The 19,272-nt window shown below is 22.4% G+C and carries 15 protein-coding genes, 1 tRNA gene and 1 pseudogene; 9 read left to right on the plus strand and 8 right to left on the minus strand.

From position 1 onward, the window contains the following. Positions 1 to 58: 58 nt before the first annotated feature. A complete protein-coding gene (gene pfkA, locus EXC65_RS00285; RefSeq protein WP_318025963.1) occupies positions 59 to 1,033 on the minus strand; it encodes a 6-phosphofructokinase in 975 nt (324 codons plus the stop codon). Between the two features lie 308 nt (positions 1,034 to 1,341). Here pfkA and EXC65_RS00290 point away from each other — a divergent pair. The 5 genes from EXC65_RS00290 to topA all read left to right on the plus strand — a co-directional run bounded on the left by EXC65_RS00290 (position 1,342) and on the right by topA (position 6,268). Beyond that, a tRNA-Ser gene (locus tag EXC65_RS00290) sits at positions 1,342 to 1,432 on the plus strand. A 211-nt stretch (positions 1,433 to 1,643) separates the two neighbouring features. Then, the gene (locus tag EXC65_RS00295; RefSeq protein ID WP_129719493.1) at positions 1,644 to 2,612 is read left to right on the plus strand and encodes a phosphate acetyltransferase; all 969 of its coding nucleotides are present in this window, start codon (positions 1,644 to 1,646) and stop codon (positions 2,610 to 2,612) included. After that, complete coding sequence (locus EXC65_RS00300; RefSeq protein ID WP_129719494.1) at positions 2,612 to 3,814, plus strand: acetate/propionate family kinase; 1,203 nt, start codon at positions 2,612 to 2,614, stop codon at positions 3,812 to 3,814. The genes EXC65_RS00295 and EXC65_RS00300 overlap by 1 nt, the downstream gene beginning before the upstream one ends. Continuing rightward, positions 3,792 to 4,235 (plus strand): pantetheine-phosphate adenylyltransferase, encoded by a 444-nt coding sequence (gene coaD, locus EXC65_RS00305; protein WP_129719495.1) that lies wholly within the window; start codon positions 3,792 to 3,794, stop codon positions 4,233 to 4,235. Before EXC65_RS00300 ends, coaD begins: the two co-directional genes overlap by 23 nt. Before the next feature lie 179 nt (positions 4,236 to 4,414). Next, positions 4,415 to 6,268, plus strand: a complete 1,854-nt coding sequence (topA, locus tag EXC65_RS00310) for a type I DNA topoisomerase (protein WP_129719496.1) — start codon at positions 4,415 to 4,417, stop codon at positions 6,266 to 6,268. Between the two features lie 132 nt (positions 6,269 to 6,400). On the opposite strand, the gene EXC65_RS04720 is transcribed toward topA, so the two are convergent. Together EXC65_RS04720 and EXC65_RS04730 are read right to left on the minus strand one after the other, a co-directional pair. Further along, positions 6,401 to 6,916, minus strand: coding sequence for a restriction endonuclease subunit S (locus EXC65_RS04720; RefSeq protein WP_232018842.1), 516 nt, complete (start codon positions 6,914 to 6,916; stop codon positions 6,401 to 6,403). Between the two features lie 150 nt (positions 6,917 to 7,066). After that, positions 7,067 to 7,537: pseudogene (locus EXC65_RS04730) on the minus strand (restriction endonuclease subunit S); the annotation flags it as partial. Between the two features lie 168 nt (positions 7,538 to 7,705). Between EXC65_RS04730 and EXC65_RS00325 the strand changes: the two are divergent. Then, positions 7,706 to 8,710 (plus strand): restriction endonuclease subunit S, encoded by a 1,005-nt coding sequence (locus EXC65_RS00325; protein ID WP_165001306.1) that lies wholly within the window; start codon positions 7,706 to 7,708, stop codon positions 8,708 to 8,710. On the opposite strand, the gene EXC65_RS00330 is transcribed toward EXC65_RS00325, so the two are convergent. The 4 genes from EXC65_RS00330 to EXC65_RS00345 all read right to left on the minus strand — a co-directional run bounded on the left by EXC65_RS00330 (position 8,693) and on the right by EXC65_RS00345 (position 13,825). Next, complete coding sequence (locus tag EXC65_RS00330) at positions 8,693 to 9,805, minus strand: restriction endonuclease subunit S (RefSeq protein ID WP_129719498.1); 1,113 nt, start codon at positions 9,803 to 9,805, stop codon at positions 8,693 to 8,695. The genes EXC65_RS00325 and EXC65_RS00330 overlap by 18 nt on opposite strands. Beyond that, positions 9,806 to 10,951 carry a restriction endonuclease subunit S gene (locus EXC65_RS00335; protein ID WP_129719499.1) on the minus strand — a complete coding sequence of 382 codons (1,146 nt, stop codon included), beginning with the start codon at positions 10,949 to 10,951 and terminating at the stop codon, positions 9,806 to 9,808. 105 nt (positions 10,952 to 11,056) lie between these two features. Next, a complete protein-coding gene (locus EXC65_RS00340; RefSeq protein WP_129719500.1) occupies positions 11,057 to 12,619 on the minus strand; it encodes a type I restriction-modification system subunit M in 1,563 nt (520 codons plus the stop codon). Positions 12,620 to 13,054: 435 nt separating this feature from the next. Then, on the minus strand, positions 13,055 to 13,825 hold the full coding sequence (locus EXC65_RS00345; protein ID WP_129719501.1) for a site-specific integrase: 771 nt from the start codon (positions 13,823 to 13,825) through the stop codon (positions 13,055 to 13,057). A gap of 94 nt (positions 13,826 to 13,919) precedes the next feature. Here EXC65_RS00345 and EXC65_RS00350 point away from each other — a divergent pair, with 94 nt between their 5' ends. Beyond that, on the plus strand, positions 13,920 to 15,050 hold the full coding sequence (locus EXC65_RS00350; RefSeq protein ID WP_129719502.1) for a restriction endonuclease subunit S: 1,131 nt from the start codon (positions 13,920 to 13,922) through the stop codon (positions 15,048 to 15,050). 35 nt (positions 15,051 to 15,085) lie between these two features. On the opposite strand, the gene EXC65_RS00355 is transcribed toward EXC65_RS00350, so the two are convergent. After that, the gene (locus EXC65_RS00355) at positions 15,086 to 15,355 is read right to left on the minus strand and encodes a restriction endonuclease subunit S domain-containing protein (protein WP_129719503.1); all 270 of its coding nucleotides are present in this window, start codon (positions 15,353 to 15,355) and stop codon (positions 15,086 to 15,088) included. Positions 15,356 to 15,596: 241 nt separating this feature from the next. Here EXC65_RS00355 and EXC65_RS00360 point away from each other — a divergent pair, with 241 nt between their 5' ends. Then, positions 15,597 to 16,283, plus strand: coding sequence for a restriction endonuclease subunit S (locus EXC65_RS00360; protein ID WP_129719505.1), 687 nt, complete (start codon positions 15,597 to 15,599; stop codon positions 16,281 to 16,283). A gap of 5 nt (positions 16,284 to 16,288) precedes the next feature. Continuing rightward, complete coding sequence (locus tag EXC65_RS00365) at positions 16,289 to 19,270, plus strand: HsdR family type I site-specific deoxyribonuclease (RefSeq protein ID WP_129719506.1); 2,982 nt, start codon at positions 16,289 to 16,291, stop codon at positions 19,268 to 19,270. Positions 19,271 to 19,272: the final 2 nt, after the last annotated feature.

The raw sequence follows: 19,272 nt of genomic DNA on the forward strand, positions 1-19,272 counted from the left end.
TTCTTTCTGCCATTTGTTTTCTTCTAATTTTACGCATATTTTCTCCTTTTTAATTTAATTAAAATTGGTTTAATTTGCTATATTTAATTGTTTTAGCTTTGTTTGACTTTTGTGTCATTTCTAATGATTCTTCAATTCTGATTGGAACTATATCTCCATTATTAACTGAAAGTGCATAACCTGAATATCCTTGATTAAACAGTTCAATTACTTTTGAACCCATTAAGGTTCCTAAAATACGGTCTTGTGCACTTGGACGTCCACCTCTTTGTAGATGTCCTAATTTCATAGCTCTTGCAGAAACTTTGGTTTTAGCTTGTACTGCTTTAGCAACATTATCAAGGTTAGGGTAAATAAATTCACTAACAATAGCTATAACACTTCTTTTTCTACGATTATGTACTTGATCATGTACTACTGCAATTATTTCATCGACAGTCATAGGTTTTTCATTTGTAACAATAATTTCAGCTCCTGTTGCAATCCCTGAATAAAGTGCTAAATCTCCAGCTCCATGCCCCATTGTTTCAACAATAAAAAATCTACTATGCGAAGTTGCTGTATCTCTTAATTTATCAACAGCTTCAACAATTGTGTTAAGTGCTGTGTCATAACCTAATGTAAATTCACTTGAATTAATATCATTGTCAATTGTACCTGGGATTGTTAAAACTTTTATACCTTCTTCATGTAATTTTAAAGCACCTGCATATGAACCATTACCACCAATTACTAATAAAGCGTCAATTCCTAATCTTTTTAAATTTCCAATTGCTTCTTGTCTTATTTCTGGATTTTTAAATTTTGGGAATCTTGTTGAATAAATGAATGTTCCACCTTGTGCAAGGTATTTATCTACATTTTTATTAGTTGTTGAAACAATTTTATTTTTATAAAGTCCTTTATAACCACCATAAACTAAAAAAGGTTCAATGTTATTAAGTAAAGCAGATTTAACAACAGCTCTTATAACATTGTTCATACCTGGTGCATCACCCCCAGATGTCAAAATAGCTATTTTTTTAATTTCCATTTTTTTCTCCTAAATTATTAACATAATACTAAAAATTTATTTTTTAATTTTAATAAATTATTTTTAATTATACAACATATTATTTGTTTTATATTTTTTTTGTTAGTTTTTTATTATTTTTTATATGTTGAGTTCTTTTAAATTATTTATATTTTTTTTAAGTAAAAAAACAAAAAAAACAAAAAAAATTTAAAAAAAAGTTATCTATTATTATTTTTTAAAAAAAATTAAACATTTTTTAAAACTAGGCTTAGTACAAATTTTAACAAAAAAAATTAATAATGTTGTATAATATTTACACAATGTACGGGGTAATACTCAAGAGGCTGAAGAGGACGCACTGCTAACGCGTTAGGGGCTTGACCGCCCGCGCAGGTTCAAATCCTGTTTGCCCCGCCATTTTTTTTGTGCCTTTTTTATGTCATAATTTATATTTTTTTATTTATTTTCTTCAAATTTAAATAAAAAATTTTTACTCTATTTTTTTTATTTTTCAGCATTTTTTTTAATTTTTATTAATAAATAATTGTATATTTATTAATTTTAGTTTAAAATTATTTTTAATATTCATTTAATTTATTTATAAAAAAATTAAGCTTAGGAGAAAAAAATGAGTTTTAAAATTTTATTAGAAAATCAAATCAAACTAAAAAATGAAACTAATTCTAAAAGAAAAATCGTTATTATTGATGGTGATGATCAAAGAGCTGTTGATGCAGCGAATTTATTAGTGCAATCTAAATTAATTACACCTGTTTTATTAGTTGATAAACTACATAAAAATATTAGTGATGAAATAATTCAAGAAGTAATGTCTGATGATAAAAAAGAAAAATTTGGTGAATTATTTTTTGAATTAAGAAAAGGTAAAGAAACATTAGAAAATGCAAAAAAAGCATTACAAACTAAACCTTTTTATGCAATGATGATGTTAAAAAACAAAGAAGTTGATGGTGTTGTTGGAGGCCTTAATTTTACAACATCAGATATTTTAAGAGCTGCATTTAAAGTTATAGGACCAATGCCAGGTGTTAAAACCATTTCTAGCGCTATGATTATGCATAAAAATGAAGAAAAGTTAATTTTCTCAGATATTTCAGTAAATATCAAACCAACATCTGATCAATTAGCAGAAATAGGATTTAACGCAGAATTATTTGCTAAAAGTTTAGGATTAGATCCAAAAGTAGCATTTCTTTCATTTTCTACAGATGGCTCAGCAAAAAGTGAAGAAACTAAAACTGTTGTTGCAGCTTTTGAAAAATATAAAACTTTATCTTCAAATTCAAATGTTATTGGAGAAGTGCAATTTGATGCTGCTTATATTGAAAAAGTTAAAAAAGATAAATATAAAAAACCAAGTTTCGAAGGTTCAGCAAATGTTTTTGTTTTCCCAACATTAGATGCTGGTAATATAGGTTATAAAATAGCTCAAAGAATGGGTGGATATGGAGCTATAGGTCCGATTATCACAGGTGTAGGAGCTCCAGTTAATGACCTTTCAAGAGGAGCGACAGTTGAAGATGTATATAACACAATTTTAATTACAACACTACAGACATTTAAAGAGGAAAAATAATGCAAAATAAAAAAATTTTAGTTATTAATGCTGGTTCTTCTTCAATGAAATGATCACTTTTTTCAAAAAATGAACTTGAAATTATTGCAGGTGGTATTTCAGAAAGAATTGGTATTAGTGATTCATTTTTAACAATGGAATACAAAGGTAAAAAAACTAAAAAAACAATTGATTTAAAAGATCATTTAGATTCTGTAACTGAAACAGTAGAAATGTGAAAAGAAAATAAAGTTATTGAAAATTTAGATGAAATCGAAATTGTTGGTTTTAGAGTTGTTCATGGTGGTGAATATTTTGTTGATACAACAGAATTAAAAGCAAAAGAAATTCAAGTTATTGATGAATTATCTAAATTTGCACCATTACATAATCCAGGAGCTTTATTAGCGATAAAAGCAATAAAAAAAGTTATCCCAAATGCAAAACTAAGCGCAACTTTTGATACAGCTTTCCATACTACAATTCCAAATGTAAATTCTATTTATCCGATTAACAGAGAATTAAGCCAAAAATATGGAATTAAAAAATATGGTTTTCATGGAACTAGCCATAAATTTATTACTCAAAAACTTGCAGAAATTTTAAACAAAAAAACAGTTAGTTTAGTTAATATGCATATAGGAAGTGGAGCTTCACTCTGTGCTATTAAAGATTCTAAATCAATTGATACATCAATGGGGATGACACCATTAGCAGGAATTATGATGGGGACAAGAAGTGGAGATATTGATCCTTCTATTCATGAATATGTAATGGAACAAGCAAATATTTCAATTAAAGAATTCACAAATATTTTAAATAAACAATCAGGTTTATTAGGTGTTAGTGGCATTGGTTCAGATTTAAGAGATGTTATTCAAAAATATCAAGAAAATGATGCTAATGCAATTTTAGCTATTGACCTTTATACACAAAAAATTGCAGATTATTTAATTAACTACATTAATAAAATTGGTAAAAATATTGATGCATTAGTTTTTACAGCGGGTGTTGGTGAAAATTCAAGTTTTATTAGACAAATGATTTTAGAAAAAATTAACATTCTTGATATTAAAGTAGATACTAAATTAAATAATGTATCACCAAGTGAAATTGCATCAAGTCATCTTATAACAACAAGTGATTCAGCTATTCCTGTTTATGTTATTAGAACAAATGAAGAATTAATGATTGCACAAGATGCAAAAAAATTATTTAACTAAAAAAGCACTTTATCCTGGAAGTTTTGCTCCTTTTCATGAAGGACATTTAAGCATTTTAAAAAAAGCTTTATCTATTTTTGATTATGTTTATTTAGTTATAACTATAAATCCAGATAAAGAAATTGATTTTTCTTTTGAGAAAAGAAAAAAAATTGTAGAGCAAGCAATAGTTGGACTAAAAAATGTTGAGATTATTATAAATGATAATAATTTAACAGCTGATATTGCTAAACAACTTAATGTTAATTGATTAATTAGATCAGCAAGGAATCAAATTGATTTTGACTATGAAATCGATTTAGCATTATCTAATAAATTACAAAATAATAAATTAGAAACTATTTTATTAGTGCCAGATAGTGAAAATATTAATAAAAGTTCTACTTTAGAAAGACACAAAGCAAAGCTAAATTTAAAATAACGTAATTTAATTATTTTGTTTAAACATAAAAAATAACTTGATTTAGTCATAAATCAAGTTTTTTGTTACTTTTTTTAATATTGCAAGAAAAAATAAAATATTTTGTTTAATTTTGTAAATTAAATTGCCTATTTTTGTAATTAACTTTAAAAGATAAAAAATTTTGCTATAATGATTTAATGCAAAAATTAGTAATTGTTGAGTCACCAAATAAAATTAAAACTATTAAAAAATATTTAGGAAATGACTATGAAGTTATGGCTTCAGTAGGTCATGTTTTAGAACTCAAAACAGCTGGTAAATTTGGATTTGGAGTTAATTTAGATACTTGAGAACCTATATATGAAGAAAAACAAGATAAGAAAAAGGTTATTAAAGATCTAAAAGCAGCATCTAAGAAATTTGATGAAATTTTGATTGCAACCGACCCTGATCGTGAGGGTGAAGCAATTGCCGCAAATTTGGTTAATTTATTAGAAATCCAAAATAAATATAAAAGAATTAAATACAATGAAATTACAGAAACAGCTATTAAAAATGCTATTGAAAACCCACTTTTAATTAATCAAAATTTAGTTAATGCTCAAAAAACTAGAAGAATCTTAGACCGTATTATTGGTTTTAGACTTTCAAGAATAGTAGACTTAAAAATTTCACAACCACCAATTACACCAACAGCTGGTAGAGTGCAATCTGTTGCACTTAAATTGATAATTGACAAGGAGAAAGAGCGTAAAAGTTTTGTTCCAATTCAATATTCAACCATTAAAGCATTACAAAGTGATGAAATAGAATTTGAATATTTTAATAATATAAAACCATATCAAAATAATTCTTTATGAATTGAACCAAAAGAAGCAGAAGCAATCATAAAAGAATTAAAAGGTGATTTAGTAGTAAAAAATATAAAAGTTTCAGAAAAAAAAGAAGCTAAAGTCACACCTTTCAAACAATCAGTTTTATATAAAAGAGCAGGGATTTCATCTGGAGCTGTCCAAGCTAGTTTACAAAGTTTATATGAAGGTTATGGTTCTGGTGGACTTATTTCATATCCTAGAACTGATTCAACAAGATTAAGCAAAACATTTTTAGAGCATGCACAACAATTTATTGTTAAAAATTTTGGTCAAGAGTATGTAGCGAAAGATATAAAAGGTTTTGCAGGTGATCAAGATGCCCATGAAGCTATTAGACCAACAGATTTAAATTTAACTCCTGATAAAGCAAAAGAAATGTTTGAATTAAAAGAAATAGATTATAAAATTTATTCATTAATTTATCAAAATTCTTTACAAGCTACTATGAATGTTCCAATTAGAAAAACAGTCAGATACGAATTAGAAAACAATAATCATAGTTTTAAAGCAACAGAATCAGATATTATTTTTGATGGTTATTATAAAATAATGCCAGACAAATTAAATAAAGAAAAAAAACTTAATTTAAAACTTAATGATGTTGTCCCAATCAAAGAATATAAATTAATTAATTCAGAAACTCAACCACCAAGTAGATATAGTGAAGGTAGTTTAATTGAAGCAATGGATGAAATTAAAGTAGGTAGACCATCAACATTTGCCACAATCATTAAAACATTAAAAGAAAGATTATATGTTGAAAACGGAGAGAAAACATTAATACCTTCCGATTTTGGATCAATTGTATTAGAGAAACTATTTGAAATAAGTCCTGAAATAATTAATGAAAAATATACATCTTCAATTGAAGAAAAATTAGATTTAATTGCTGAAGGCACAGAAGATTACAAAAAAGTTTTAGATATTTTTTGAGAAGACTTTCAAAAAAATGTTGAAACAACAACAGAAAATATAACTAGAACAAGTGCTATTCAAAAAGTTGATGAAATGTGTCCAGAAGATAATGTTGATTTAATTTTCCGCTTCAACAAAGCAACAAGACAAAAATTTATTGGATGTTCTAATTTTCCAAAATGTAAATTCGTAAAATCACTCCCTAATTCTAGTCAAAGCTACAAGAAAAAATATGTTAATTGATCAAAAAAGAAACAATAAAAACCTAAAAAATAACAACAAAGCTAAAATTTTGCTTGTTGTTATTTTTATATATTAAATACTATAATAATTTTTTAAAAATAAAAATGAAATTTATCATTTAAAAACAAGTTTTTTTAAAAAAATAAAAATTTAATTAAAAAGATTTTTATATTTTAATGGTTCAATAATGCTTATTAATAAATTTTGCGTTTCTAAAGGTGGAATATTAATGTTAAATTTCTTTACTAAACTTAAATTTAAATTTTTTTGTGTAGTTCCTGAAGAAAATTTTAAAAAATTATTTTTATTTTTTATTAAATAAAAATATAAATATTTTTGAATTACAATATGTGGGTTTGGAATGATTTTGCAAAAAGACTGATTAATATATAAATCATTATTTTCAAAGTTAATTGCAACAATTCCAGGTGTAGCGTACATAGAATAAACCATTTCATTTTTATTCAATTTTATTAATTTGTGTTTTAAAGGATCAAAATTATATTTTCCAATTTCACCTTGAATTTGATTACTTTTTAAATTTTTAACTAAAAGTCAATTGACTCCACCATATTCACTTTTAAAAGCTTCAATATTTTTTACTCCATTAGGTCCTCTACCAGAAATTACATTAGAAATTTCCCCAAGTTTATAAAATTTGCCCAAACTAGTTAATAATTTATTAGAATAAAAATCTTGTTGCTTTTTGAATAAGTTTATTTGATCTTTAATAAGGTTTAATTGTTTTTCTAATGGTTCAATAATATCTATTATTGAACCGCATGAAGAATTATTTTTGAGGCATAATCATTTGGTAAGAATTGATACTATTGAAAATGCTGAAAAAGATATAAAAACATTAATATCTATTATTGAATTTTGTATTTCTAATGGAGGAATATTAATTTCTAAAGTTCGCAATGTATACTCTCTAACTGCAGGTCTAGATGATCCAACAATTGATTGTTTTTTTATTTTGTTTTCACTTTTTTTCAATAAATAAAATAAATATTTTTCATTAAAAAGTTGTTTTATTTTAGGAATTAAAATAAAACAAACATTTGTGATAGAAAATTTATTTTTTTGTAAAAAAACTGTTCCTGCATATGCTCCATCAGCGCTAATAGTTATATATTCTCCATCATACATATATGAATTTATATATCCAAAGACACCATTATTTTTGGTGTTAGAAGATATAACTGGATAATCTCCAGGATTATTTTTTAAATCATTTGAATTTATTATATTCCCTCTTTTTATTTTGACTATATCCCCAAGTTTATAAATTGCCATTAATGATTTATTTATTATATAAAAACATTGAATTATAGTACAATTTACATGATAATATTTGATATAACGTTGTATATTATTTTATTTTTTTTTAAATAAAAAAATTTTTTTAAAAAAAATAATAATTTTTTAAAACAAATGAAAGGATTTAGTTTTTTAATGGCAATTTATGAATTGAACAAAATTGTTAAATTTTTAAAAGGTAAAAATATAAAACAAAATGAAACACTAGAAAATGGTGAATTTAATGTTTATTCATCCAAAACTAAAGATAATGGAATTTTTGGTAAACTTAATACTTTTATTTTTGATGGTGAGTATATATTAATTACAAGTCATGGTGCATATGCTGGAACAGTTATTTATGTAAATGAAAAATTCTCTACTACAAGTAACTGTTTTGTTTTAAAGCCTGATAATAGTATTGTAAATACAAAATTTTTGTTTTATTTATTAAAAATGAATCAATTAAATTTAAACGCAATCGCCAAAGGTTCGGCTCAAGGTTTTTTAAGTAATAATGATTTGTCATATTATAGTGTAAAAATCCCACCTTTAGAAACCCAAAATTCAATAATAGATATTATTGAACCCATTGAGCAAACAAAAAATTTAATTATTCAAATTGAAAAAAAAATATTAAAAATTTACCAACAAAGAAAATTAAGTAATGTTTTGATAAAAGATATTTCATATAAAATAAATACTGGTTTTGCTTATAACAAAAAGCATATAGAAGATAATGGAAAATACAAAATTTTTAAAATATCAAATATCGGAAATTCTTTAACACAAAATCAAGAAACTAACTTTATGAAAAATAATCTATTAAATATTGGGGATATTATCACAGGGCTTTCAGGCACAATTGGTACATCAAAAGTTATAACATCAAAAAATTGAGTTTCTAATCAAAGAACATTATCATTAACTTCAGATTACCCATTAAATATTTCAGAAAGCATAAAAAAACAAAAAACAGAATTATTAAATATAGCTACTGGCGCTGCTCAAAAAAACATTACTAAAAACAATATTTTAGAATTGAAATTAATAAAAACTTATAATATTGATTTAAAGATAAATGAAATATACATAATTTTAACAAAAATTAAAAAAATATTAACTGTATTAAAAAAACAAATTTTAAAATATTATTTTTAAAATTTTGTTTTTTAATTTTTGGATTTTTTGTTCAATTTTTTTTAATTTAAAGTCAAAATAATATATTTTTTCAATTAATTGAACATGATTAAATTCGAAATTTATTAATTTATTTTTTGCTTTTGAAGCATGCATTATAGTTGTTCCTACTGAAAAATTTTTAATAATTTTTTGATTAAACTTGTTTATTAAATTTAAATATATTTCCACATCTTTTTTTGTTTTAGATTCTACTTTATATGCATATCCATTAAACCCTTCGATATTATTATTCACTATACCTGTAGTTGCATCTAAAGATATTAAAATATCACCAAAATGCACATTTTTCTTATCACATGTAAAATCATTAATTTTCCCTTGTAACGAAGATATATTAATAAAAGTATTTTTTTCACATGATGTATTTTGATTTTTACTTTTATTTTTTCCTTTAATAAAAGACACATTTTCATAAAGAAAATTATTGCGCCTTATAGAGAAATTATCAAAAAATCAAAAATAAATTTTATCAATGTTTTTTTTCATTTTTTTTATTTTATTTTCTATTAGTTCATTTGGTTCAATAATATCTATTAATGTTTTTATATCTTTTTCAGCATTTTCAATAGTATCAATTCTTACCAAATGATTATGCCTCAAAAATAATTCTTCATGCGGTTCAATAATATCTATTATTGAATTTTGGGTTTTCAAATCAGGAATAATAGCTTCTAAGTTATTAATATCTTTTGCATAAATATGTTTGATTACACTGCCATCACCTATTTGTTTTAGTCTTTTTTCTTTTGTTTTTAAAAGAAAAAATAAATATTTTTCGTTTATAATGCTTAAATCTTTTGGTTTAACTAAAAATGCGCCTGTATTAATAGAAAATGGTTTATCTTGTCAAAAAACATTTCCAATACTACCATCTTTAGAAATTGTAATTCCTTTTTCATACAAAAATGTATTTATATAACCGAAAATTCCATTATTAAATGAACTACTAGATACAACACCAAATTCACCATTATTTGCATCTACATATTTTTTTGTAAGTTTGCTATTACCTGAAATTACTTGAATTATTTCCCCAAGTTTATAAATTGCCATTTATGAACTCCTTTCTTTAATTTTTTTAAATATAATTTGATTATTAATCAAAATTATTTTCTGTATTTTATTTTGTATATTTGTTAATATTTTTATTAATTTTTCAAGTTTATTTATAATTAATATCATTTTTTGTTGATTTGCTAATGTTGGAAGTGAAAGTGTTAAATTTAAAATTGTTAAAAAATTTATTCCGCCCAATAATGTTGATGTTTTATTTTTTTGTTTTCAATTTAATCAAAAATTTGAATAATTAAAATATTTAAAAAAGTCTTTTTGAATTTTAGTTTCATCAATATTTAATTTTACTAATGAGCTATCAAAAACAGCTGAGTTTTCTTCATAAATATTTTGAATTCCAAAACTAGGTTCTGGGAATCTAGTAAAGAAAACATCATTTTTGTTAGCAAAAAAACTTTCTAATTTTTCATCATAAAATGTCATTTTGTCATTTAAATTATTATTTTTGAAACTCTTGTAAGTTAAAATATATAAATTATTTTTTTTATCATCTGACTCAAAGTTAATTTTACCCATTTTATATGGTTTTTGTTTATCTAATAAATCAGATAATAAATAATTTTGTTTATTACTTTTATTCATAACATAATTAAGTGTTTTAACTAATAAATTATTAATTTGAAATATAGGATTTTCAAAAAATTTTTCAAAAAATACAAGACTTTCGTTTGTTTTTTTTCAATTTTGAACAATTTCTTTTTGAATACTTAATTCAGGAATACTTAACTTTAAGCTTTTTAATTTTTTCAAACTTAAACGTTTGATTAAATCTCCCTCAATTGCATATTGACTAATTTTAGCATTTAGTGATTTTAATAGTAAATATAAAAAATCTAAAATTACAATATTTTTATTTGGTTTTACAATAATTAAGTGTGATGTAGCACTAAATTTATATTTCCTTAATGTTATAAAAATATTATCTTCAATCCCTAATCTTGGCAATGTAATACAATTTTGAAAATTAAATGTCTCAACTTTTCCAATAATCCCATCATTTTTGGAAGTAGATGAAATTAGAGGGTATTCGCCTTTGCTTTCTGTTGGTTTTTTTAAAATTTTACCAAGATAAAATTTAGCTATTTCTTCTAATTTGAAAATATTAGTATTTTGAATTTGTTTCATATTACTTTTCCTTATTGATTTTAATTTTTGTAGTTATAAAATATTTTTTTGCTTTTGTTTTATGGAAAGACTGTTGCTAATTAAATAAATAATAATGAATTGATTCTATTTTTCTTTTTCTTGCTCATCAGCAAATTTAATAGCTTGTTCAATAGATTTTTCAACATCAGGAATTAAATCAGTGAATTCTTTAAATAAAATTTTGAGTTCATTTTGAATTTCTAGAATCTCTGCTTTTAGTTGTTCTTTATCCACTTCTTCTTCTAGTAAATCAATGTATCTTCCAGGTACAAGTGAATAATCATTTTCTTTAATTTCATTTAATGAAACTCTTTTTGCAAAACCTTTGATACTAAAATCTTTATTTAACTTAGCATCATTATAAGCAGAAACTATTTCATTAATATTTTCTGTGTTAAACACTCTAAGTTTTTTAGTAGCTAATTCTCCTAAATTTTCAGCATTAATAAAAATAACATCGTCATTCAATTTGTTATTATTAAAAATTCAGATTGTGGCAGGAATGCCAGTTGTGTAAAATAATTTATCTGGTAAAGAAATTATTGCTTCTATTTTATTTTCTTCAAGCATTTTTTTTCTAATGCTTAGCTCTTCTTTTTGTGAAGAAGAAAGTGCACCATTAGCAAGAATAACAGCTGCTCTACCATTTTCATTTAATTTATATAAAATATGGGATAATCAAGCATAATTAGCATTTTTTGTAGGTGGTAGTCCTCATTTGTATCTTGGATCATCTGAAGCATTTTCATTTTCTCATATTTTAAGATTAAATGGTGGATTTGCTAATACAATATCAAATTGTTCAAAACCACTTAAGTCTTCTTTGAAAGTGCTTTCTGCTTTTGAACCAAGATGTGTATCATCAGGATCAAAACCATTTAAAATTAAGTTAATTTTTGCTAATTTTCATGTTGTAGATGAAAATTCTTGACCATATACTCTCATTTGAGTTATATCTTTTTTATGTTTTTCTAAATATTTTTTAGCTTGAACAAACATTCCACCTGTTCCACAAGCTGGATCATAAATTTTACTATCGCTGTCTGGAGCTAAAAGAGCAACCATAAGTTCCACAATGGATTGTGGTGTGTAAAATTCTCCACCATTTTGACCTTGTTTTCTAAAAAAGTTTCCTAAAAAATATTCATATAGTCTACCTATAAAATCTTCTTTAAGTTCAGAAAAATTAATGTCAGAAAACTGTTTAATTACTTTACTTAATCTTTGTTTATCTAAATCTTCACGACTAAAATTTTTTTCAAATAGACCTTTTAATGAATTGTTTTGTTCTTCTAGCGCTAATAAAGCCTCATCGATTTTTATTCCAATTTCTTCTTTACTTATATATTTTTGAATATTTGATCAACTGGCACTTTCTGGCACAATAAATTGAACATCATACCTTTTAAGTAAATTTAAATCTTTTTTTGCTAATAATCATTTTCTTTCGCCATCATTCAAATATTTTTTTCTAATTTGTTCTCCTGCTTTTTCATATTTATCAGACATTGCTTTTAAAAATATAATAGCAATAATAATGTGCATATATTGTTCAGAAGGAACATTCCCCCTCATTTCATCACATGATTTTCATAATTTTTCTTTGATTGAATCAATATAATTGATTTCGATATTTTGTTTGGACATTTTTTACCTCTTTTTTTTTTTTTTTTGAATTTAATATATAAATTCTTATATATAATGTTTAATTAAATAGCTAAATAATTATTTAAAATTGCATTTATTTTTAGATGCAATAATATTATAACATGAATTATGAGTTTTTTTACAAACTTTTTATTTTTTTTATTTTATTAGGTTTTCAAATATGTTGTTTTAAATAATAAAAATATTAAATGTAATAAATTAATATAAAAAAATGAAACATAACAAATTAAAAAAATTAAAATATTAGCTATATTTAAACAAAATGAAGTTAAGTAAATAGATTATTTTTAACAAAAAAAACAAAACACTAATATTAAATGCTGTGTTTTGTTTTTTTAAGATTTAATATAAATTTAAAAAATAAATTAAATGTTTTTATTTAAATAAACCAAAAAATATATAAAAATTGTTAAATTAAAAAATTTTATGTAAAGTAAGTGTTTGTGTTTTAATGTGTCCTGTAATATTTGCAATTTGAGTAGAATTGTAGCCAAGATAAGCTCATTGAGTAATTTTATTAGTTCTTAAAGTTTGAAAATTTATATCATGTTTTTTAAATTTATTAGGATGTCTTTTAGATAAAAATTTAAAAAATTTACTCATTCTTGAATTTAGTGATGAATTATTAATTTTTAGATTATTAAAATTAATTTCTAAATATATATCAACTAAATATTCAGGTATACCTACAACTCTTTGTGATTGTTTATGTTTAGTTTTTAAAACTTGAGTTGTAGTAAAATAATCAGAGTTTAAATTTTCAAAATCAGCGTTAATTATTTCATTAATTCTTGCTGCATTTTCATAAACCATTCAAAAATAGAATTCTAAAACTTTATCATTAAATATTTTTAATTCTTTAGTTAAAATTTCAATTTCTGTTGTAGTGAAAATTCTTTTTTCTCTAGAATCATTATTGTATGTATTTAATAATTCAACATTAAAGCTTTGCTTTTGATTTTTATTACATCATCTTAAAAAACTTTTAACAACTCTCATGTATAAAAGTTTTGTATTATTTCTTACATTAAGAGAAGAAATATATTTGTTAATTTGTTTAATAGTAATCTTTTCAAGTAAAATAATACGTTTTAAAAATGAAAAGTAAGTTTTTTGTGTTTTATAATTTTGTTTAGTAGATAAAAATAATTTGATCATTTTTTCATTATTTTTTAAAAAATTCATAATTTCCTTTCTTTTTTTTAAATGAAAAAATTATAAAAAAAGCATAAATATATAAAAAAATAAAAAGTCAGAATAAAAATTTATTTATTCATTAATGGCAATTTATAAACTTGGGGATATAGTAAAGATTAAAAGGGGTGATCCAAAACTAGCAGGAAAACATTTAAAAAAAATACAAGGAAAATATCCATTAATCGCTGGAACTGGACAAAATAATGGAATAATATCATATATTAATCATTGAAAATTTAAAAAAGGAATAACTATTTCACGTGTAGGAACAGCTGGTAAAGTTTTTTATCATAATTATAAATTTAATATTAATTCTGTAGCTTATTTTTTAGATATTATTTCTAAACAAAATATTAATGAAAAATATTTATTTTTTCTTTTAAAAACAAAAGAACAATTAATTATTTCAAAACTTTCAGGTTCTGCACAGAGGCATTTAAAAAGTTCTGTTTTATTAAATATTTCTATAAACATCCCACCTCTCAATACCCAAAATTCAATAATAGATATTATTGAACCGCATGAAGAATTATTTTTGAGGCATAATCATTTGGTAAGAATTGATACTATTGAAAATGCTGAAAAAGATATAAAAACATTAATAGATATTATTGAACCTATTGAACAGTTAAAAAATACAATAAATAAAATTAAATTAATATTAAAAAAACATTTAATTTTAATTTATAAACTAAATCAATCTTCAAAAGAACCTATAAAAAATCAAATAATTATAAAAAATAAAAAATATAAAAATGAAAAATTTTATTGCCCAACTTCACTTGTTAGTGAACTTAGTTTAAATAAAGAAAATTTAATTTTATTAGACCAAACCAAAAAACCATCAAGAGCAGATTTAACAATAGAAGATAATTCATTTATTTTTTCAAAAATAATTGGTGAAAACAAATTGATGATTTTTTCAAAAGCTCCTAATATAGTTTTTTCTACTGGTTTTTTTAATATAAAAAGTAAAAATGAAACAAATGATCATTTATTATCTTTTTTATTGTCTAACGATTTTATATATCAAAAAAATCAATTACAAACTGGTACATTAATGCAATCTCTAAATAAAGAAAACCTTAATAAAATTTTTATTAAAAAAGATATTTTATATAGTAATAATCTTTTTAGTCAATTATCAAATTTAATAAATTTAGAAAAAAATATAAATTCTATATTAAAAAAAATATTAAAAATTTTCATCTAAAAAACACCTATTTTTATTTAAATAAATGTTTTTCATTATTTTACTAATAGCTTAATTTTTAAATTTAATATTTTATTAATTTTATTTTTAATAAGTATTAAGGTGTTTAGCAATATATAAATTTTTTCTAATTCATTTTCTAAAGAAACATCTAGAATTTTAATGTTTTTTATTTGATTTAATTTTAAATATTTAATTACTGATCCATTAGATTGATTTCTTAATTGTTGAATAAAATTTTGTATTGTTCAAAAAGTAGTAAAAAATAATTTTTTAGGTTTTATTGCATAATTTCTTTGATACAAATCGAAAATACCATTATATCATCAGCAATAAAAATTACCATTACCTGATAATATTATATATTTACCATTGTAATTGCTTTTAAATGACTTGCTTATGTGTTCTGAACATGAATAAAAATTGTAAATACCATTTTCTTCATCTATAACATCATTATTTCATTTACCAGTTGAAATTTCGTAAATATTATCAATATAAAAATTATTTTTTAAAATTTTGAAAATTTTATTTGTAAATTTGTTAATGTTTGTTTCTAGATTTTTAAAATTATTTAAAACTTTTTCTAATGGTTCAATAATAGATATTATTGAACCATTAGAAAAACAATTAAACCTTATTAAAAATCAAATAAATTTATTCAAAAAGCAACAAAACCTTTATTCAAAGAAATTATTAAGTAACTTTGAAGGAATTTATAAATTAAGTAAACTTGTTGAGTTTTTAAAAGGAAAAAATATCAAGCAAAGTGAAACGTTAAAAGATGGTAAATTCAATGTTTATTCATCCAAAACTAAAGATAATGGAATTTTTGGTAAACTCAATACTTTTATTTTTGATGGTGAGTATATATTAATTACAAGTCATGGTGCATATGCTGGAACGGTTATTTATGTAAATGAAAAATTCTCTACTACAAGTAACTGTTTTGTTTTAAAGCCTGATAATAGTATTGTAAATACAAAATTTTTGTTTTATTTATTAAAAATGAAGCAACCTGATTTAAATACAATTGCCAAAGGTTCGGCTCAAGGTTTTTTAAGCAATAATGATTTGTCATATTTTGACATCAACATCCCATCACTAGAAACACAAAATTTATTAATAAGCATTATTGAACCATTGTATAAAAAAATTGAGTTGTTAGAACAGAAAGAAAAAATACTAATTAAAAGATTTAATTACTACAAAAATATTTTAATTAAAGGATAAAACAAATGAAGCAAAATGAAAAATGATATGAAAATGATTTTGTAAAAAAATTAGTTGAAAAACAAGAATATATAAAACTTCAAGGTATAAAAGATACTGAAGGTTTACTCAAAATAATTTTTATTGAAATTGAAAGATTAAACTCAATTAAATTAAAAGAAGAAAATAAACAAAAGCTTAAAGAGTTATTTACTTTAACTAAAACTGAAAAAATTCAATTTGCTCAATGAATTTGAAATTTCGATACCATAACTATCCCAAAAGAAAATAGTTCAAGAGAACAAAGACTTAAATTAATTGATTGGGAAAATTGAGAAAATAATAATTTTTATGTTTTACAACAATTTAGCACAAAAAATAAAGAAACAAATAAAACTAATATATTTGATAGTTTAATTTTAATCAATGGTTTTCCATTAATTTTCTTTGAATTTAAAGATAAAAATGTAAAAATAAAAAAAGCTATTTCTGATATTAAAAATGACTATAAAAATGTTTTAAATAGTGATGTTTTAAGGTTTGTTCAAATACTTGTGGCATCAAATTTTGAAAAAATTAAATTAATGTCTAACAATGATAAAGAAGAAAAAAAAGTTGAATTTAACTGATATTCAGATAATGGAAAAAATATTGATAATTTTATTCAAGATTTTTTAAACAAAAACAAATTAAAATATTATTTAAAAAATTGTGTTGTTTTTCAAAAAGCTAAAAATAAACTTTTGCTTTTAAGACCTTATCAACAAAGAGCAATGCAAAAAACAATTAATTTTGTTAATAATCAATTAAAAAATAAATTAAATGCTAATATTAATATAAATAATGGTTATATTTGACATACAACAGGTAGTGGAAAAACAATAACATCATATAAAATTGCTGAAATATTATCTCAAAATCCTAACATTGATCATGTAATTTTCTTAGTTGATAGACAGGATCTTAATACTCAAACAACAAAAGAGTTTCGAAGTTTTATTTCTTGAAATGAAAATGAACTTTTTGAGGCTCTATATCAAGACAATTCCTCAAAATTATTAGAACTTTTAATTAAAAAAAGGGAAAAATTAATAATTACAACTATTCAAAAAATGAATAAAATTTTAACTAATAATTTAAATTTAATTCAAGAAATAACAAATAAAACCTTTGTTTTTATAATAGATGAATGTCATCGCTCAGTAGCCGGAACAATGGGAAGTAGAATAAAAAATAATTTAAAAAATAGTATTATGATAGGATTCTCTGGAACACCAATTTTTGAAAATGATAGTGATAAAAAAACTTCAGACATTTTTGGTAACAAATTAGATGTTTATAATATGCGTGATGCTATAAAAGATAAAAATGTTTTAGGTTTTAGTCTCAGAAATTATTATACAAATGATAAAGATTCTGTTAATTATTCAGAAAACGAAATTTTTAGATTTCCAAACAATCATTTAAAAAAGCTAACTGAAATTTTAAAAATAGTTAAAAAATCACATTACAATTTTACACAAAATGGTCATTATAATGCAATTTTTGCTTTTGACACAATCAAAGATATGCTAAGTTTTTATGAATTATATTTAAGTTCAGAAATAAATAATATTTTCATGTCTCCAATATTTTCATTCAATTTAAAAGAGCAAGATAATATCGAAAATAATGAAAAAGATAAAAAAATAGAAGATTTTAAAAAAAATATAGTGGAAAATTACAACAAAAGATTTAAAACATCATTTGATGAAATAAATTTTGATAAATATATTAATGATGTTCAATATCGTTTTAAAAATTACAAACCCAATGAAGATGGCATTGATATTGTTTTGGTTGTAGATATGCTTTTAACGGGCTATGATTCACCTAATACTAATACCCTTTATATAAATAAGCAATTATCTAATCACAATTTAATTCAAGCTTTTTCAAGAACTAATAGAATTTATGAAGAAAATAAACCTTATGGTCTAATAATTAATTTTTCTGTTTCACAAAATACAATTGATGATGCTTTTATGACTTATGCAGAAAGTACTAAAGATGATCTTGTTGACATTGTGTATGGTGAAACATATGAAAAAGTGTATAAATATTTTGTTGATGTTTGACAAAAGCTTAAAACTAGTGTGACAAAAGTTTATGATTTTGAAAATCAAAATGTTTTTTCTAATGCTTCAACAAGTGATTTAAATCAATATTTGAAAGAAGTTGTTGAAACTAACAAAACTTATTCTAAACTTAAAACTTATCCTGAATATGATGAAAATAATAAAATCGAAGGTTTTACAATTGAAGAATTAAAAGAATATTTAAATATTGTTAAAAAGGTTAAAGACACTTTTAATGAAAGAGGAGAAAAACCAGAAGAACCTATTGATGATGTTACAATTTATATTCCTGAAGAAGCAAAATATCATGAAGTTATTATTGATGAAAAATATTTAGATAATTTAATTTGTTTTAACACAGATTGCACTAAAAAATCATTTATTAATTTTGATGTCAATGAAATAAATGAACAACTTGAAAAAAATCTTCAAGAATTAAATATTTTATTAAAACAAGGTGATATTAGCGAAGAGACATATGATATTAGAAAAATATTTAATACCGAATGATTTCTTAATTTAAAAAATATTTTATTTAATTTTAAAAATAAAATGATTGATCAAGAAAAATATTTAAAATTAGAAGAATTTAAAAATAATATATTTCAAATAGTAAGTAAAAAATTTCAATTTCAATTTATTAAAAAAGTCATTGAAGCATATCCGGATATAAATAAAAAACTTTTAGATGAGGATTTAAAAAAAAGAGTTGATGAAAAAGATCTTGAAGATATTCATAAATCATCATGAATGGAAAAATTAAGAAGAGAAACAGAAAATATCACTAATCAAGATACAGAAAAAATTTCTTTATGATATTCTAAAAGTATTAAAGCAATTTTAGAATTTTTAGAAATACAAAAAAATATCTTAATGCAAGGAGTTAACTAATT

Source organism: Mesomycoplasma neurolyticum (genome assembly GCF_900660485.1).
GTDB lineage: Bacteria > Bacillota_I > Bacilli_A > Mycoplasmatales > Metamycoplasmataceae > Mesomycoplasma_A > Mesomycoplasma_A neurolyticum.